The following is a 15,374-nucleotide window of genomic DNA, read 5'->3' as shown; positions in this document are numbered from 1 at the left end:
CTCCCTAGAAACGAGGTGTTAGAATAAGAATTGTTGAAACAGTTGGTAAGGCAGGTAAGAAAAGTCTATCTAAGCCTTAGCAGATTGAAACTCGGTCAAGTGTTGACCGTTGGAAGTGTTTTTGAGGTGATTGAAATGGAACTAAAGGTTGATACAATTGTTAATCCGGCTCTGTTTGAAGATGAAGATACTGAGCTGGTGGAATTGGCGATCGCTCCTGAAGATGAGGATAAATACCCATTCGTGCGTCCCAGCAGCGCTCCTGCGGATTTGATGGACAGACCGGGGAGGGTTATTGAAGAATGGGAGAATATGGACTTCGACGAGCGAATTCAGGCTGACCCTACATATATCGATAGGGTCTAGGCGTAGGGGGACACCTAGCAGAGGCATGGGGTGTTTGGTTCGATGGGGCGGCGGTAGCCGCCCTGATATGGCCTCTTGGTTTGGCTATGCCCAATGGAAAATTTTCCATTGGGCGAGCGGTTGGGGTGGGAATGTTGACGGCTGTTACCCGTCCTTGCACCCTCCTAGCGATCGACCAGATTTGATGGATAGGCCGGGGAAGGTTATTGTAGAATGGGAGAATATGAACTTTGATGAGCGAATTCAGGCTGACCCTAGTTACATAGAAAGGGTTTATTTATGGGTTTGATTTAAGCAATCTGTCTTCACTTGCTCAATTGTTTGCTATTGGTGTATTAGTGCCAATCACATAAGGCCTTACTTTTATTTCTTAGTTTAAAGTACAGTGTCTTAATTTCAGCGAAGATAGAATAGAAGAAAAATTTTGGAATTAAAAGCATGTCAGACGATTCATCTCAAATTTGGATTGTGACTGAAGTAGAGACCACTGAAAGTGTTGAAATTCTCCGAGGAGAGCGGAGTAGCGATGATACTGGGGGTGGCTTTGGTCAGCGACTGAAAGAACAAATAAAGACGACCGTCCAGCAGCGAGTTCCATTGGATGCAGCGGCTCTAAAAGTTCAAATGAATGGACTGCTGAAGGTCTTAGGTGATATTTCAAATGAGGCTAACCAACAAAATGGACTACAACTTGATGAAGTCGAACTATCCGTTGAAATCAATGGGGAAGGGCAGGTAAGCATCCTAGGCAATAGCGGAAAATTGGGGAACAAAGGGGCAATCAAGCTTAAGTTCAAGCGAACTACTACAAACAGTTGAAATGGGACAAAACTGGGCAATTACGATCGGTATCAATGGTTATCGCAACTTGCAATCACTCAACTACGCCAAATTTGATGCCGAGGCAATGCAAGTATTTTTCCGGCAAGAACTCAATATCCAGACTGTTTATCACTTTGCTGATGATTCCTTGCCTATAAAGCAAGACTACGGTTCTGATCTGGACTCTCATCCTACTTACACAACTTTAAATCGTTTCTTTCGAGTGCGGTTTGAAGAGTCATTTTTGAAGTCAGGCGATAACTTGTGGTTCTTCTTTGCAGGGCATGGAAAACGTCATAAAGATCGGGACTATCTGATGCCGATAGATGTTGATCCTGGTGATGTTGAGAGTAGTGGCATTTCATTGCAGTACGTTAGTGAACGCCTGCGACGCAGTGGTGCCGATAACGTTGTTATGCTAATTGATGCTTGTCGAAGCGGAAACGGGCAAAGAGATGGTGTGGGCTTTGGGCAAGAAAAGCAGCAAGGTGTCATTAGCTTGTTCTCCTGTAGCCCAGGGGAATCTTCCTATGAGATTAATGAACTACAACATGGATCATTCACCTATGCCCTGTTGGAGGGACTAAAAATTGAAGGAGAAAGCAACTGTGCGACCGTTGAACGGCTCTATCAACGTCTAAGGCAAAGGGTTCCTAGCCTGACCCAACAATACAGAAAGGTTCAGCAAACTCCTTATGGTGTAGTCGAACCACCAACTAAGTACCACCTCATTTTGTTGCCTCGCAAAGCTAATCTTACTGACATCGTGACACTGGAAAACGATGCTCTTCTGGCTGAAGTTCAGCAAAACTTCCAACTTGCAAAACAACTATGGATTCGCGTACTAGCTGTTTCACCAACTAATCCAAAAGCAATTGAAGGGATTGAACGCTTAGCCCGTGTTGTACCTGCCGGATATGGCTCTGGTAAGACTGATGTTCAGCATCCAGTAGGAACTTTCTTTGCAATCCGTCATCAGTCATTTGAACTATTAACTGTTCGTATTTCGGAGGAGTCCTTACCTGCTCATTTTCGGCATTACAAAATTCAACATATCGACTTTTACCTATCATCTTTCTTCACAAACGGCGTTTGCGACCCCATTAGTGCTGTACAACAGAATAACAATCTCATAAACGATTTTTTAGTGGTATTTCAAGCCAATCCAGAAGCAGTAATTGGTTACTATGGCATTGTTCACATTCCACTTCAGTTCTGTGCTGGTTATGCTGTCTCAACCTGGCCTAGGATTGCGTTATTTGAATTGGATCGCGATGTAAATTGTTGGTATGAGTTGGCTGGTGATGATAGTCCAAAACTTGACCTAAGCGTTAGCACTATCTCACGTCCAGCAAATGCTGTTGCTGTTGCCATTAGAATCGCCATCTCGTTTGACATTACCAAAAATGATGTGGACGATGTAGTGCCTCAGCCCTATGAAGATATACAGATTAAGATAGGTAAGCGACGTATTGACGCGATCACCCATTACAGTCAGGTAAAGGAAGTCTGTAACGCTTTCCGGCAAGTCCTTGATGATTTGCATACCCGCGTTGACAAGTCACTTATTGTGCATATCTTTTATTCTGGACCAGTTAGCCTTGGCTTCAGTCTCGGACGCCGAATCAGCCGAACGATCCATCACCAGGTTATCGTCTACAACTACACATCTCATACAAGTCCACGGTATGCCTGGGGTGTTAAGATTAATAGTGCTGATTCACCTGAATCTAGGGTCATTTCGACTAAGTTGCTCATCCATGATACCTCAGAGTAATTTCACATATTCATGTACGACATCTCTGACGACTTACAAATTTTTTATGACACCCATGTTCGTCTTGGAACAATACGACGACAGCAACTTGCAACTTATCGAGACTTAAATATCACCCGACTAAAAAATGGTTTAAACGATCTTGCTAAAGAAACTGGTCGTCCGCACTCACATCCCTATGACTGGAAGAACCAAGGTGGTTATGCAATGCATACTCTCAACCAAGATCCGAAGGGTGACAATGACTACGATATTGACGTTTCACTAATTTTCCATAAAGATGAGATACCTGAAGACCCGCTTAAAGCACGGCAGCGTGTACGTGATGCGTTATGCAAACGCTGCACTAATTTCACAAAGGAACCAGAATCACGTACTAATGCAGTTACGATTTGGTATGCAGAAGGCTACCATATCGACTTTGCAATCTACCGCACCTATATAGACAACCTCGGTATAAAGCGTATTGAGCATGCCAGCACCGAGTGGAAACGGCGAGATCCAATGGAGGTTAACGACTGGTTTAGTAAATGTGTTGCGACACTAAGCCCGAAGGCCAGTCAAGCTCTCGGTTACTATCCTAAAGTTGAAGATGGGCAAATGCGCCGCATTGTGCGATTTCTAAAACGGTTCTGTCGCTCACGAACTTCTTGGAGTCTACCCGGTGGCATGATCGTGTCAGCACTAGTAGCCGAGTCTGGTATTTACACAGCGAACAGCGAGCGCGATGACCTTGCCTTGTACAACACTATGGTGGCATTACGTAATCGACTAAAAGCCTCTTGCCACGTATACAATCCAGTCGATACTTCACAGGAACTGACAGGCAAAACTGAAGTATTAAACCAAGTCACTCGACTTCGGGATCGACTCGATACTGCAATCAGTAAACTTAGCGTGTTATTTGACGAGTCAAAGTGTACGAGAGAGAAGGCGCGTTTTGCTTGGGACTGGATTTTTAATCATGAATTCTGGGCGAAAAAAGAAAGCACTAAAGGTACAATCAACGCTGAGTTAAGTGCTGTAACAGGATACAGTGTTACAGTTCGCTGCGATCTTGCCAAGCGTGAGAATGGCCCAATTTATGAACAGTACTTGAGTGGAAGCTCTGTTTTACCTAAAGGCGTTGCACTCAAATTTTCAGTCATGTCAACAAATGTCCCACGCCTCTACAGCGTGCGATGGATTGTTGATAACGAAGGAGACGAGGCAGATGAGGCGAAGCAGCTTTACTGGGAAAGCAGTGATAGCGGAACCACAATTTGGACAAGCACTGCCTTTAAAGGTACTCACCGCATGAGCTGTCAAATTGAGAAGGAGGGTCGAGTTATGGCGCAGGCGGTACACATTGTAAAGATCACAGCAAGCGGTAATTCTAGGATTTCGGGTAATTCCAATCGTGGATTTGGCTAAAAAGTTCCTACTAACCTCAAACGAGGTAAGATGTCGCACCCCCTAATCGAAAATTTTCCATTGGATCATTGGTTGGGGTGAGGTCTATGACGGATGCTGAACTCAAGCATTAGATTTTAATGCCACACAGACCGAATGCTGGGTAATGTAAAGCGATCGCGCCGTCCCACTCTCCAAATCAAAATAGGTCGCAAACCGCTTGAGATTGCCCGCAGCCATCCGGTACAAATAATCCGCCGCCTCAGCCGCCATTCGAACATTCACGCTCTCGCTCTGCACATTCAGCACTGCCCTCTCAGCACAAGATAGATTATTTGTCAACTCTTCAGGTTTCGGTTTCAAAAGGTCAGGAGCCAGGAGCACCGGAGATGGTAGCCTAGCACATCCCAATCCCCCAAAATTATAGAAGTCCGGGTCAGTTTCCAAAGAACTGCCCAGCAAAATTTGTCCCGCTGCTGCATGATTTCCGCAATCGAGATACCACACGCGGGGAATTTCAGAACGGCTGTAAAATTGGTTTAAATCAAGAGCCTGATTAATTGCCGCTCTCCCGGCTGCTGTATCCACGCACCCCACCAGGATGGTCAGTTTGTCGTAGGCGTAGCGGATTAGCTTGGGGTCAAATACCTGCACGAAAGCCGTCGTGTCAACTCCCCAAGCGATAGAGTATCTCAACGCTAGAGCCTGCGCCTTGGGCAGTCCGATTTCCTTATCGCAGAAAGCTTGCCTGCTGATGTTGGCTTCTTCAACTCGATCGGGATCTGCGATCGCAAATTGCACCTTTTTCCCCGACTTACCCAAACTCCGTGCCAGCCGTGCAATATGGTAAGACAGCCAAGAACCCGTTCCTCCCGCCCCAATTAGCCAAAAATCAATCGAATCAGCTTGTCTGACAATCAAAGGCGAAGCTTCCAAATAATCATAATTAAACATGGGGTAAATCTCCAAATGTTGTTTACAATTCGATTGGGTCATCTAACAAAGATGGCGCAACCGAACTGGAGTAGAATTTATCAATCAAATCGTCTTTTTCTCCACCAACTGTGACATCTACAATGAAACTCGGTAATTCAAATATCCAGTCAGCCGGAACGTGCCAGAACTGTCGATAAACTCCCACGCGGCAAATAATTTCAGCGCTCGATTCAGTCACTCTCCCTAAAACTACGAAAATGCGGAAACCCCCTTCATCTGCATCATCTGCACCTGAGAAGAAAGCTGCCATCTGATTGTGCGAATGTACCTCTACAGTGGCGTTAATGTACGAAGAATCTAAACCGTATTCAATTGCTCTACATTTAGCAGAACTTTGCGTTTGCTCTGGAATTAGGAGCCGCCATTGTCCTTGTTCCTGATGAATATGGAAAGTGATTTCTAACGGTGGTTCTGCAAGCGCGGCGATACAACTTTCTTTCCACATTTGGATGAGTATCTGCTGAGGGATTCGTCCGGGAGTTAATCGGACTAAAGGCTCAATCGGTTCTAATCCTCTGATTGACGCGGTAAAAATTTCCACCGGAATTATCACTTCTAACCCCAGTCTAACCGCTCTAACAAAAATGCCATTGCTGCCAATCAGATACTCGAACATACTGCTAGAGTGAAATGGCAGATTGTCTCCGAGTTTGACAATCTTATAATCGACAAATTCTAAGTTGTAGTGATTCAGTTTAGGTGGTTCAATCATCAGTTATTGCTGAAACTAATTTGGCAATTGTTTGGTTCGTGCTGACTAAATCTTTAACTGGGTACGATGAACGTTTAACTGCTTTTTCGAGCTGCAAGCGCACGTCACTGGGTTGCGCCCTAGATTTGCCGTCACTCAAATGTCCGTTGAAGGGACTAGAGATGAACAATTCCCAAGCTTTTTTAATAGTATTGGGCGAAGCTACAGGCGGTTTATTATCTCCCCAGCAGATGCGTCCACAGGGTTGATAGGAATGCAAATAGACGTTGGGCAGCGGAACGTGAAAAGCATCTGCTTCCGGGTCAAATTTAGAGCCTTTAATTGCCCAAACCCAGTAATCAGATTTCAACCCCAAGAACACCAATGCTGGTAAAGAAACCAAGTGCTTTGATTCCAACAAATTTATTTCGTGTTTCTGAGGTAGCACGAATTTGATTGTCCATTCCCCGGCGCTGCCAGTTCCCCAACGTACTATCCCCGATTCAGGGTTTATCCAACCCGAATCAATGGGTGTATTGACAAAAGCTGCTCGCAGAGTTGCTGGAGACAGGCATTTGTACTTGGAACTGCCCCCCGATTGATAGTGAAAAATGTAAGTACCGCCCTCAATAAAGAGAAGTTCGGCTTGAATAGTGGACAATTTTCGGGGGGCTACCTCCAGTACCTCTCGAATTATTTCAGATGCAATGTCAGATTCCATAATGCTAAGAGGTGTGAGAAATTGGTGTAAGGCTCAGATTCAATCCAGTCAATCAATTCGCAGGCTTTATCTAGTAGCTGACTAGCTTTTTTCCATTCACTTGCTAGGAATTTAATGTCTTCAATTGTCCAGGGTCTTGATTCAAAATTATGATTCCAGTAACTTTCACAGCAAACACTTTGGTCTAGCCAAATATTGCCAGTTTTTAAGTCAAGGAGTGCTAAGGCTGTAGGCAAATCGCTGATTGGAGGTGCAACGCGACGGGCTAATCTCTTGAGAAGCTTGAAGTTAGTTTTTTCGGGATGTGCAATGTCTTTCAAGCTGTATCCAAACGTACATTCGTACCACGAATTTCCTTCATCGCCTGCTACGGATTCCAACCACCACCGACCTGACTGCGAAAGTGGCAGTAATATCTGCCATCCGCTTCGCAATGCGTCAATTCCTTCTTCATGGTCTTGCCAGTCTACTCCTTTGGGTGAGACAGGAATTTGATAGAAGCGCTCTTCATAAGCGCCCTCTAAAATTATGTCGTCAATCGGGAATAAATGTTCGTTAACTAGCGAAATAAACTCCAATTCCTTCGGACTGTGATTTTCATCTTCCGAGTAGAGTTCCGATTGGCTTTTTCCCCATTCCAAAGGAAACAATTGTTGATAAAGACTGAGTAGCTGATAGGTGTTCAGTTTATCTAACAAATAATCGGTTGCTGATTTAAAATCGATGATTGGTTGGCACTGCTGTAATATTTGCAGAGCGTATTTAGCATTCCAAATTGCAGCCATATTAAAACCCCATTGGAACTGCACCAGCTACAGAGCGACTATTTAACAGTCGTTCCTTGGTTTGCTCAACTGCTCTCACGTCGTCTGTCCCTTTTGAAATAGCTAACTCAATTGCTTTTACCATTTCTTTCATAGTCGCGCTATCGAGTTCGCCAGAAAGCTCTAACCGTTGTAGTTTCCGGCACATAGATAGTGCTGGATTGACTTCTTCTGGTGCATTGATGAGGAATTCTAAAGGAATTATTTTCATGGTTATTTTACTCCTTTAGAGCCGTTGCGTTTTGCTACTGTAATCAATTCTCCAGGTTTTCTAATGATGTCGGCGTTGGCGCAATCTGGGTAGTAAGTTGTGAGCAGTTTGCGGAGTTCGTTATCATCATTTGCTATTTCCTCATCAACAGGATGCTGTTGTCCCTCGAAGGAAATTAGCACTTTCTTTTTTGAAGTCATTTTTTTATCCCAAAAGTAGGTATGTTGTTCAAATCCCAAATAAGGTCAGTTGCGTTCCAGTAGTTTTAGACTCTGTAGAAGTTGTAGACGTAGTGGTGCTACTTGCTTCGCTTCCAGGTTTCTTGTGGTTAGCACTTCTTTTCTTTTGGTTGCGAGCATTAGCAATCTGTCGCCGCACTTGGCAATTAGGAAAATCTGCTACAAGTTCCTTCAGCAGTTCTTTGAGAGGTGGCGGTAATTCTCCCAATGATGACTCTCTTATCTTTTCGCTAACTGGAAAGTCTCTGTGACTACTTGCGGAAATAATTACAATTCGTCCGTCTGGATGGCCGTCATCTGGTTTAAATGTCAGGTGCAGTTCGACAGTACATTTCTCTAAGATATAAGGTTCTTCTTGATGTTCGGATTGTAAATTGTGGGATTCTTCAGTTTCAGAGACAGTATTTTCTTCATCTTCCTCTGCCCAATTATCATCATCTTTTGATTCTGAAGCGCTTGCAGAGGTTGATGATTCAGTAGCGACTGGTTTTTTAACTTTTGCTGGCGAGAGGAGACCTAGATAATGTTTTTTGGCTTGCCAGCGATCGCGGTCAAATAGCAGTCCAATCTTTTGGAATTTTTCCTCTATTGTTTCTTCATCTTCGGGTTGAATTGTATACTCAATTAACTCTTCGCTCGTTACCGATAAATTAGCAGCCGCGACTGCCTCTTCTGGTGTCAACCATTTCATTTTTGCTATGCTATTTAATAGCTTGTCATACTACTTATGGGCGTTAGCCCCCTTATTGGTATTAATTAAACTTATTCAAAGATCCACTTAATAATAGTAGCGGCTCATCTCCGTAGGCTTCTACTTCCAAGTAATCGGTCATTGCTTCAGCTACAGCGGCTCTTATAGAACCAAGGAGGACGAATAATCGCCCATCTTTTATGGGAAACGATATATCGAGGCGATTGTCTCCATCCTCAATTAAGATGGCAAGTTTTCCTTGATGAATTCGGTAGATAATTGTGTCAAATGTTGAAATATCAAAGGAATGGTTGTTTTGTTTTTTCATGGATTAAGTTCTCCTAAATTAATTCAAAAAAATGGTTTAGCAGATAGCGATATAACAACTATCTGCTGTTAGTTAAACCTCCCACGCTTATTTTTCTGAAGATTTACCCCTAGCCGGCTCGTGCTTTCATTTTCTTGTTAGAACCATCAGCGCTTTTAGCGATCGCCTTTTCTTTTCGCCTACTATTTTGTGTTATAGTTGAAGGATTTTCCTGAGTATTTGGTGCTGCAGCACGATTAGAAATTACCTTAGTTGCAGAGGTCAGATTTGATGGTACTATTCCGTATTCAACTCTGAGTTTACGCTCAATTCGAGTGCCATCAATGGGAATGCCTTGTTTCCAATCAGCTACGATTTTGCGTTTGTTGGGTGTAACAACTAGCTTTTCCGTGCGGTACTCTGTTGGCAATTCACAAGGATTGATTAATACTTCGCAACTTGGCGGATTTTCCTTGAGTCGGATGTGACGCGAGATCCCCACAATCTCTGTAGGAATTACTCCCATTGAATGAAATTGTAGCAGGGTTTTATCCAGACTGCTGCGCCAACGTTCCAGTCGTTCAATTGCCTCAGTATGCAGTTCTACTAAATGTTTTAAGCGTGCTTTGACGGCACAAATTTCAGCATCTAGTTGATCTGCTAGTTCGGCTTGCGTGTCAGCAGCAATTTCCTGGTTTGTCTGGTTTTCCCAGATTTCTTTGAGAATAGCCTCCTCTTCTTCGGGAGTTTCAGCAGTTTCCAATTGATTCCAGAGTTCGACTGCTTGTATCGAATATCTGGCTAACAAATCTTTGGCTAAATACATTAGTTACCACCTTCCGCAACAATGAAAATACTCATCAAAAGTTTCAATGCGAGCGAGTATGTCTAGCGTTCCTGGCGTGAGTTCGTCTTCCAAACTATGAGAGTCAATGCTTTCATTGCCTACTTCCAAAATTTCCGTCTCTGGGATAAGTTCTAGGGAGTCGGATTTGAAATCCACTCTTCCCAGCAAAGAAGTATTAGTGTAGGAAATGAGTGTATTTCTTGTGTCGTCAGCTTCACATTGTTGTAGGGACACGGTTGTATAAAACCTCGTCTATGATTTCAAATTCAACAATGCTTAATAGTGCTTTCCATTTCGCGTAGAAGCCCTTAAGCTTTCTACTTTTTTCAAAGCAGGAACCCGCTGCTTGCGAGAAGGAAGTTTTTCTTCAGATACATCTGATAATTCTTCTGAAAAGTTATCTTCGTCGCCTTCAAAATCGTCGTTAGTGAAATCAGCATCGTTATCCTCATCCGCGTCATCCACTTCGCTTTCATCTGTCTGAACTTCTGGTTCTGGCGATGCAGCAGCAGGTGAGGCAGTTGAGGTAGCGATGATGTCATAGCCGAGTTCTAGGATTAGCGATCGCACGATGCTTTCCGTCTGCTGTTCCGATAAACCAGGAGTCGTTCTTTTGAGTTCCTGCCGTTTCATCAACATCCACACTTCCAGAGTTTCTTCAGGCGTTGCAGTCTTCAATGCCAATTTGATTTTTCTTGTCAGTTTTTCCCGCGTGGATTTGAGACGGTCTGTGGCAATCTTTTGTGTATTATTGGGCTGATTTGTAGGCATAAGTAGTGGCGTACCAAATTATTATTTTCACCCAAAAAGGTGGGCGTTAGCCCATGTATAAGTCGATGACATCGGAAATTAGGTAGAGGAGTTTGTAATTCCTGGGTCTGATGAGATACGACGCGCATATTTAGTAAGTTAAAAGTTGAAAATATACATAATTTGAGCTTGTACATCGCCTACAAAAAGTATAACCATGAGCCAAATAAGAGGCTTTTACCCAGTTATTCTTATCCCCGATTCAATTCGTCAGTTCTGCGCGGATAACCCGATACCTATTTTGGAAGAAAGTGCTTCTTCTACAAAAAAAATGCCTTTTCCGCCGCGACTGCCAGTTTTCAATAATTCTCGTTACTATTTAGTGATTCAGTTTTGGATAGCCAGTGCTGTGGTGGTAATGTTGGTTCACTGGCGGTTTGGTATGAGCGTTATAGCTTTTTGTTCATCGCTGGTATGTGCTTCAGTTAGTGCAGCAGCGGCTTTTGCTTATCTGCGGTTTGTTGATTTTCAAGTACGCGATCGCTACAAACAACGACTGGCTGACTACCAACAACAATTATTCAAATACGAAAGTTATCAATTGTGTCGCTTGCAGCCAAATTGCAAGGAAACTGAGCAATATAATTCTCTTTTGCAGGATCGATCTAAGCTGCTTAATAATTTGTTGAAAAAGATTGTTCAACCGCCAGCAAGTCAGGGTAAGGGAGGAGTACAACAAGGGGTAAGTGAAAAGCAATTTTTTATTTACTTATGTCGTTATTTCTCTGGTTTTTATGACTTCTGTATGGGTGGTGAGTTTCCTATACCCGGTACATCTTTTCGTTACACGGCTGACTTTATTTTGGTTCATCAACCGACAGGTTTAGCTATAGATATCGAGATTGATGAACCTTATGATGGGCGGACAGGAAAACCTCATCATTGCGTGGATAGGAATAAAGACAGTCAGCGCAATCGGTTTTTTTTAGAAAAAAATTGGGTGGTGATTCGGTTTTCTGAGTGGCAAGTTGTCAAATACCCGGATTCGTGTTGTAAGGCGATCGCTAGAATCATTTCTCAAATTACGGGCGATTATAGAGGATTAGTTCAGTTGGGAAAGGTTGCTGATTTGTTTCCCGACAAGCAATGGACAATAAAAGAAGCTACTTATATGTCTAAAGCCAAATTTCGTAACGGTTACCTGCCAGAGATTTTGGCAAGGGGAAACTGATATATACCAGTAATTGGAATTAATTATCAACTGCGAGCGAAAAAAACAAGCCAACCGACTGCTGGATAAGAATATATCTATATTTTATATAAAAGCCTTATAATTTATGCTATAATTATTAAACTTAGTAGTAACTTTTTCAAGTAAGCCTACTAATTTCCCAATGTGTTTCTAAAATTTACTCTCTTCAATACCCTCTTTAGTACAGGGAGGAGTGTTAAGGGGTAGTTATAAATAAGCACAGATATAAGGAAATTAGTATGACATATTTTCCCGCACCAAAAACTCTTGAAGCCTTTCCAAAAGCTAAGCGAGTTAAACCAAAAACACCCCTACAAGGAGGAGGGGGATTAAGAAGTAGATGGGAGGATGAAGAGTGCATATATGAGTGGGACTATAGACATGGTTTAGTGGAAAAGTATGATAAACGGGGTAATCATCTGGGTGAGTTTGAGCCTATTAAAGGAGAACGAATAAAACCTGGAGTTGCTACTCGTAAACTAAGTTAATAAAAATGGGGGGCTTTATGCCCCTCTTCTCTAAAAAATAAATTTAATAGTGAATAAAGTAATGAGTATTAGCGCACATAAACCAGTAGTTCAAAGAGTTGTACGTTGGTATGCTAAATGCGGCAACGACTTTATAGGAGAGAAAGTTTTGGATAACGTAAACCTTTCTTACCTAAAAAAAATTTTTAGAGTTGAATCAAATAATCCTATGTACGAATGTTATCCTATTGAGTCTTTTGAACATAAAAATTATCTTGAAAAGGCTTTTAATTTGAAAATCAACATAGAATTATATGATTATTTTATAGAGTGTGATGCTATCTGAAATATTTTAAATAAGCTTATCACTCATCTTGAAATCTAAGTAGTGGAACGCGAACTCAATATTTCACTAAATTTTTGGCATATTCCAAGTAGTAACCAACTGCCAGTGATGAGCTTGTATAAACAGTTGGTTGAATTTTACGAGCTAAATTAGGGCATCTTCATCATTTAGTATATCCGGCAAAGCAAATCCTAAATTCCAGACTCCCGCTCGTCGCTTAACAAGGCAGTATATCATCAAGACGAAGTTGCAAGCTTTTTAGCAGAGGCGAAATAATGGATTGACCGAGGCGAATTAGCAACCTTTCAAAAATTTGGTGTTTTTATTTAGGTGTTGTTGCAGTTTTGCGATCGTTAATTGAATGGGATTTCTTACCACTGCTGAGCTACCGAAGCACCTCTCTCATAAAAAAACTGGCTAGAACCTATTAATTGAGAGCGCAATTCCAACTGGTCAGCCCCCGTCTTTTGAGTTCTGCAATCATCAACGAATGTTCTTCTAAATTTGGGTCACTCTTAATAATTACTACTGCCATTTCACGAGCTAAATTCAGCAAATCCTCATCATCCAGTATATTCGCCAAAGCAAATTCCGAAAGTCCCGACTGGCGATAGCCCATCACAACTCCCGGCCCGCGCAAGCGCAAATCCATCTCCGAAATAAAGAACCCGTCAGTGGATTTTTCCAACACCTCAAGACGTGCCTTGGCTTCCGCTGTTTTACTGGTATTGAGCAGCAGACAGTAGGAACGGTAAGACCCGCGACCGACGCGACCTCTTAACTGGTGCAGTTGAGCTAAGCCAAAGCGATCGGCATGGTCAATCAGCATGACAGTAGCGTTTGGAACATCCACGCCCACTTCCACAACAGTCGTGGAAACCAGTATTTGGGTTTTGTTGTCGCTGAATGAGTTGAGGGCTTCATTTTTTTCTACTGATGTCATCCGACCGTGCAGCAAACCAACTCTAAATTCGGGGAAGATTTCCGTTGATAGTTGATCGTATTCTGCTACCGCTGCTCTCAAATCTAGCTTTTCCGATTCTTCCACCAGGGGAAGGATGATGTATGCCTGACGACCTTGAAGTACCTCGCGGCGGATTAATTCGTATGCTGAAGCGCTTTTATTAAGCACTTTCGTGTGAATCTTCTGACGACCGGGCGGTAACTCGTCAATCTGACTGACATCCAAATCCCCGTGCAAGGTCAGTGCTAAAGTACGCGGAATAGGAGTCGCAGTCATCGTCAGTACATGAGGTCTATTTCCCTTGTTCAGTAAATCCTGCCGCTGTTGCACACCGAATCTATGCTGTTCGTCGATGACTACCAGACCGAGTTTGTTGAAGTTGACCTTCTCTTGCAGAAGCGCGTGAGTTCCCACCAATAGTGAAAGTTCACCCGTCTCTAATTGGGCGTGGATTTCTCTGCGCTTGGCGGTTTTGGTAGAACCCGTCAGCAATTGAACAGAAACGCCAAGGCGTTCAAACCACGTCGCAATCTTCCTGTGATGCTGTTGGGCTAGCACTTCTGTAGGTGCCATAAGTGCCGCTTGGTAGCCAGACTGGATGGCAGCGAGGATAGCAACGACAGCAACAACTGTTTTACCAGAACCGACATCCCCCTGTACCAGTCGGTTCATCGGCGTTTTGGAAGTCATGTCGTTGAGAATGTCGTTAATGACCCTACGTTGAGCTGAGGTAAGCGAGAAGGGAAGTTGAGAGTAAAAGTGTTGGATTAGAGGGCCAGCGGGAGTTATTTTTGTAAGAGCCGATCGCGCCAAAAGCCGGTGGCGACGCACTATAAACGATAGCTGGAGATAGAAAAACTCATCAAATACCAGGCGACGGCGGGCAGCTTCTAGTTGGGTTTCGTCTGGGGGTTGGTGGATGTTTGCGATCGCCTTCTGTAATTTCATCAAACCGTGTCGTCTGAACTCCTGTGGCAGGGGGTCATTTAGCAGCTTGGCAGATTCCAAAGCTGAGGTTACTGCATTTTGGACAATTTCGTTGCTAACTCCCTTTGTCAAAGGATAAATTGGGATAATTGAATTTTTCGTATCCTTGGCTTCGTCTAGACCGATTAATCGGATTTCAGGGGAAGTTAATGTCATTCCGCAATAGCGATCGGCTTTGACTATCCCAGATATAGCAACAATGCCTCCAGCAACATAGGTGGCGGCTTGCTCGTCCCTCCACTTTTTTGATTGGTAGTACCGGTGGTTGAAGAAACGCTTGCAGGCTATTTTACCGGTTTTGTCCTTGACAATAATAGTCTGAATTGTTAGCCTAGAATTTTTAGGCGGACTCACTACTTCCTGATGTTTAATCTTACCTACAACCGTGACTGAATCGCCTACTTTCAACTGATAAATTTTTACTCGCCGATACTTAATGTAATCACGGGGAAAGTAGAGCAGTAAGTCTCGTACAGTTGCAAGGCCCAGCCTTTCTAGCATTTTGTAATTGCTTGGGTGTAACCCTGGCAGATCGCAAATGGGTGAATGCAGTTTCATGATGATAGTTAGGAATTTCTCAAATTCAAATTTTTGTTAGCAAGCCCTTCATAATGCTGCGCTAGCAGCCACTTCACCAATGGCAAATCGCTGAATTTAATTGGGAGATACACTGCTTTTAGTCCTTCCATTACTCCTAACAAAGCAGAGTTTCATTCTCGCTGGT

General features: G+C 43.2%; 20 protein-coding genes. 8 read left to right on the top strand and 12 right to left on the bottom strand.

Annotated elements, in window-relative coordinates; translation table 11 throughout:
- The first annotated feature begins 135 nt into the window (after positions 1 to 135).
- From QUA54_RS06145 to QUA54_RS06125, 5 genes are all read left to right on the top strand, one after another.
- Complete coding sequence (locus tag QUA54_RS06145; RefSeq protein WP_333132173.1) at positions 136 to 366, top strand: hypothetical protein; 231 nt, start codon at positions 136 to 138, stop codon at positions 364 to 366.
- A 25-nt stretch (positions 367 to 391) separates the two neighbouring features.
- On the top strand, positions 392 to 655 hold the full coding sequence (locus tag QUA54_RS06140) for a hypothetical protein (protein ID WP_333413835.1): 264 nt from the start codon (positions 392 to 394) through the stop codon (positions 653 to 655).
- A gap of 149 nt (positions 656 to 804) precedes the next feature.
- Positions 805 to 1,185, top strand: coding sequence for a Pepco domain-containing protein (locus QUA54_RS06135; protein ID WP_333413834.1), 381 nt, complete (start codon positions 805 to 807; stop codon positions 1,183 to 1,185).
- 1 nt (position 1,186) lies between these two features.
- Positions 1,187 to 2,965, top strand: a complete 1,779-nt coding sequence (locus tag QUA54_RS06130) for an SAVED domain-containing protein (RefSeq protein ID WP_333413833.1) — start codon at positions 1,187 to 1,189, stop codon at positions 2,963 to 2,965.
- A gap of 12 nt (positions 2,966 to 2,977) precedes the next feature.
- Positions 2,978 to 4,378: a nucleotide-binding domain-containing protein gene (locus tag QUA54_RS06125; RefSeq protein WP_333413832.1), complete on the top strand. Its 1,401-nt coding sequence runs from the start codon at positions 2,978 to 2,980 to the stop codon at positions 4,376 to 4,378.
- Positions 4,379 to 4,480: 102 nt separating this feature from the next.
- Here QUA54_RS06125 and QUA54_RS06120 read toward each other — a convergent pair whose 3' ends face one another.
- From QUA54_RS06120 to QUA54_RS06070, 11 genes are all read right to left on the bottom strand, one after another.
- Positions 4,481 to 5,311: a ThiF family adenylyltransferase gene (locus QUA54_RS06120; protein ID WP_333413831.1), complete on the bottom strand. Its 831-nt coding sequence runs from the start codon at positions 5,309 to 5,311 to the stop codon at positions 4,481 to 4,483.
- A 22-nt stretch (positions 5,312 to 5,333) separates the two neighbouring features.
- Positions 5,334 to 6,065 carry a hypothetical protein gene (locus QUA54_RS06115; protein ID WP_333413830.1) on the bottom strand — a complete coding sequence of 244 codons (732 nt, stop codon included), beginning with the start codon at positions 6,063 to 6,065 and terminating at the stop codon, positions 5,334 to 5,336.
- On the bottom strand, positions 6,058 to 6,765 hold the full coding sequence (locus tag QUA54_RS06110) for a hypothetical protein (RefSeq protein ID WP_333413829.1): 708 nt from the start codon (positions 6,763 to 6,765) through the stop codon (positions 6,058 to 6,060). The genes QUA54_RS06115 and QUA54_RS06110 overlap by 8 nt, the downstream gene beginning before the upstream one ends.
- Positions 6,738 to 7,550 (bottom strand): hypothetical protein, encoded by an 813-nt coding sequence (locus QUA54_RS06105; protein WP_333413828.1) that lies wholly within the window; start codon positions 7,548 to 7,550, stop codon positions 6,738 to 6,740. Before QUA54_RS06105 ends, QUA54_RS06110 begins: the two co-directional genes overlap by 28 nt.
- A gap of 1 nt (position 7,551) precedes the next feature.
- Entirely contained in the window at positions 7,552 to 7,800 is a 249-nt protein-coding gene (locus QUA54_RS06100; RefSeq protein WP_333413827.1) for a hypothetical protein, read from the bottom strand.
- A 2-nt stretch (positions 7,801 to 7,802) separates the two neighbouring features.
- Complete coding sequence (locus QUA54_RS06095) at positions 7,803 to 8,000, bottom strand: hypothetical protein (RefSeq protein ID WP_015211755.1); 198 nt, start codon at positions 7,998 to 8,000, stop codon at positions 7,803 to 7,805.
- A gap of 28 nt (positions 8,001 to 8,028) precedes the next feature.
- On the bottom strand, positions 8,029 to 8,730 hold the full coding sequence (locus tag QUA54_RS06090; RefSeq protein ID WP_333413826.1) for a hypothetical protein: 702 nt from the start codon (positions 8,728 to 8,730) through the stop codon (positions 8,029 to 8,031).
- A gap of 61 nt (positions 8,731 to 8,791) precedes the next feature.
- Positions 8,792 to 9,058, bottom strand: coding sequence for a hypothetical protein (locus tag QUA54_RS06085; protein ID WP_333413825.1), 267 nt, complete (start codon positions 9,056 to 9,058; stop codon positions 8,792 to 8,794).
- 109 nt (positions 9,059 to 9,167) lie between these two features.
- Positions 9,168 to 9,863 (bottom strand): siphovirus Gp157 family protein, encoded by a 696-nt coding sequence (locus QUA54_RS06080; RefSeq protein WP_333413824.1) that lies wholly within the window; start codon positions 9,861 to 9,863, stop codon positions 9,168 to 9,170.
- Positions 9,864 to 9,866: 3 nt separating this feature from the next.
- The gene (locus QUA54_RS06075; protein ID WP_333413823.1) at positions 9,867 to 10,118 is read right to left on the bottom strand and encodes a hypothetical protein; all 252 of its coding nucleotides are present in this window, start codon (positions 10,116 to 10,118) and stop codon (positions 9,867 to 9,869) included.
- Positions 10,119 to 10,160: 42 nt separating this feature from the next.
- The gene (locus QUA54_RS06070; protein WP_333413822.1) at positions 10,161 to 10,655 is read right to left on the bottom strand and encodes a hypothetical protein; all 495 of its coding nucleotides are present in this window, start codon (positions 10,653 to 10,655) and stop codon (positions 10,161 to 10,163) included.
- 196 nt (positions 10,656 to 10,851) lie between these two features.
- On the opposite strand from QUA54_RS06070, the gene QUA54_RS06065 reads away from it, so the two are divergent.
- The 3 genes from QUA54_RS06065 to QUA54_RS06055 all read left to right on the top strand — a co-directional run bounded on the left by QUA54_RS06065 (position 10,852) and on the right by QUA54_RS06055 (position 12,699).
- Positions 10,852 to 11,865 carry a hypothetical protein gene (locus QUA54_RS06065; protein WP_333413821.1) on the top strand — a complete coding sequence of 338 codons (1,014 nt, stop codon included), beginning with the start codon at positions 10,852 to 10,854 and terminating at the stop codon, positions 11,863 to 11,865.
- Positions 11,866 to 12,125: 260 nt separating this feature from the next.
- Positions 12,126 to 12,374 (top strand): colicin E3/pyocin S6 family cytotoxin, encoded by a 249-nt coding sequence (locus QUA54_RS06060; RefSeq protein WP_333413820.1) that lies wholly within the window; start codon positions 12,126 to 12,128, stop codon positions 12,372 to 12,374.
- A gap of 61 nt (positions 12,375 to 12,435) precedes the next feature.
- Positions 12,436 to 12,699, top strand: coding sequence for a DUF7683 domain-containing protein (locus tag QUA54_RS06055; RefSeq protein ID WP_333413819.1), 264 nt, complete (start codon positions 12,436 to 12,438; stop codon positions 12,697 to 12,699).
- Between the two features lie 427 nt (positions 12,700 to 13,126).
- On the opposite strand, the gene recG is transcribed toward QUA54_RS06055, so the two are convergent.
- A complete protein-coding gene (gene recG, locus QUA54_RS06050) occupies positions 13,127 to 15,208 on the bottom strand; it encodes an ATP-dependent DNA helicase RecG (protein WP_333413818.1) in 2,082 nt (693 codons plus the stop codon).
- Positions 15,209 to 15,374 lie beyond the last annotated feature (166 nt).

This window comes from Microcoleus sp. MOSTC5, assembly GCF_036701825.1.
Classification (GTDB): domain Bacteria; phylum Cyanobacteriota; class Cyanobacteriia; order Cyanobacteriales; family Microcoleaceae; genus Microcoleus; species Microcoleus asticus.
The sequence above is the reverse complement of the archived record's forward strand: the minus strand, read 5'-3'. Positions and strand labels throughout refer to the sequence as shown.

Coding starts and splice junctions, on each gene's coding strand:
- QUA54_RS06145 (WP_333132173.1), top strand. CDS start 136: ATGGAACTAAAGGTTGATACAATTGTTAATCCGGCTCTGTTTGAAGAT.
- QUA54_RS06140 (WP_333413835.1), top strand. CDS start 392: ATGGGGTGTTTGGTTCGATGGGGCGGCGGTAGCCGCCCTGATATGGCC.
- QUA54_RS06135 (WP_333413834.1), top strand. CDS start 805: ATGTCAGACGATTCATCTCAAATTTGGATTGTGACTGAAGTAGAGACC.
- QUA54_RS06130 (WP_333413833.1), top strand. CDS start 1,187: ATGGGACAAAACTGGGCAATTACGATCGGTATCAATGGTTATCGCAAC.
- QUA54_RS06125 (WP_333413832.1), top strand. CDS start 2,978: ATGTACGACATCTCTGACGACTTACAAATTTTTTATGACACCCATGTT.
- QUA54_RS06120 (WP_333413831.1), bottom strand. CDS start 5,311: ATGTTTAATTATGATTATTTGGAAGCTTCGCCTTTGATTGTCAGACAA.
- QUA54_RS06115 (WP_333413830.1), bottom strand. CDS start 6,065: ATGATTGAACCACCTAAACTGAATCACTACAACTTAGAATTTGTCGAT.
- QUA54_RS06110 (WP_333413829.1), bottom strand. CDS start 6,765: ATGGAATCTGACATTGCATCTGAAATAATTCGAGAGGTACTGGAGGTA.
- QUA54_RS06105 (WP_333413828.1), bottom strand. CDS start 7,550: ATGGCTGCAATTTGGAATGCTAAATACGCTCTGCAAATATTACAGCAG.
- QUA54_RS06100 (WP_333413827.1), bottom strand. CDS start 7,800: ATGAAAATAATTCCTTTAGAATTCCTCATCAATGCACCAGAAGAAGTC.
- QUA54_RS06095 (WP_015211755.1), bottom strand. CDS start 8,000: ATGACTTCAAAAAAGAAAGTGCTAATTTCCTTCGAGGGACAACAGCAT.
- QUA54_RS06090 (WP_333413826.1), bottom strand. CDS start 8,730: ATGAAATGGTTGACACCAGAAGAGGCAGTCGCGGCTGCTAATTTATCG.
- QUA54_RS06085 (WP_333413825.1), bottom strand. CDS start 9,058: ATGAAAAAACAAAACAACCATTCCTTTGATATTTCAACATTTGACACA.
- QUA54_RS06080 (WP_333413824.1), bottom strand. CDS start 9,863: ATGTATTTAGCCAAAGATTTGTTAGCCAGATATTCGATACAAGCAGTC.
- QUA54_RS06070 (WP_333413822.1), bottom strand. CDS start 10,655: ATGCCTACAAATCAGCCCAATAATACACAAAAGATTGCCACAGACCGT.
- QUA54_RS06065 (WP_333413821.1), top strand. CDS start 10,852: ATGAGCCAAATAAGAGGCTTTTACCCAGTTATTCTTATCCCCGATTCA.
- QUA54_RS06060 (WP_333413820.1), top strand. CDS start 12,126: ATGACATATTTTCCCGCACCAAAAACTCTTGAAGCCTTTCCAAAAGCT.
- QUA54_RS06055 (WP_333413819.1), top strand. CDS start 12,436: ATGAGTATTAGCGCACATAAACCAGTAGTTCAAAGAGTTGTACGTTGG.
- recG (WP_333413818.1), bottom strand. CDS start 15,208: ATGAAACTGCATTCACCCATTTGCGATCTGCCAGGGTTACACCCAAGC.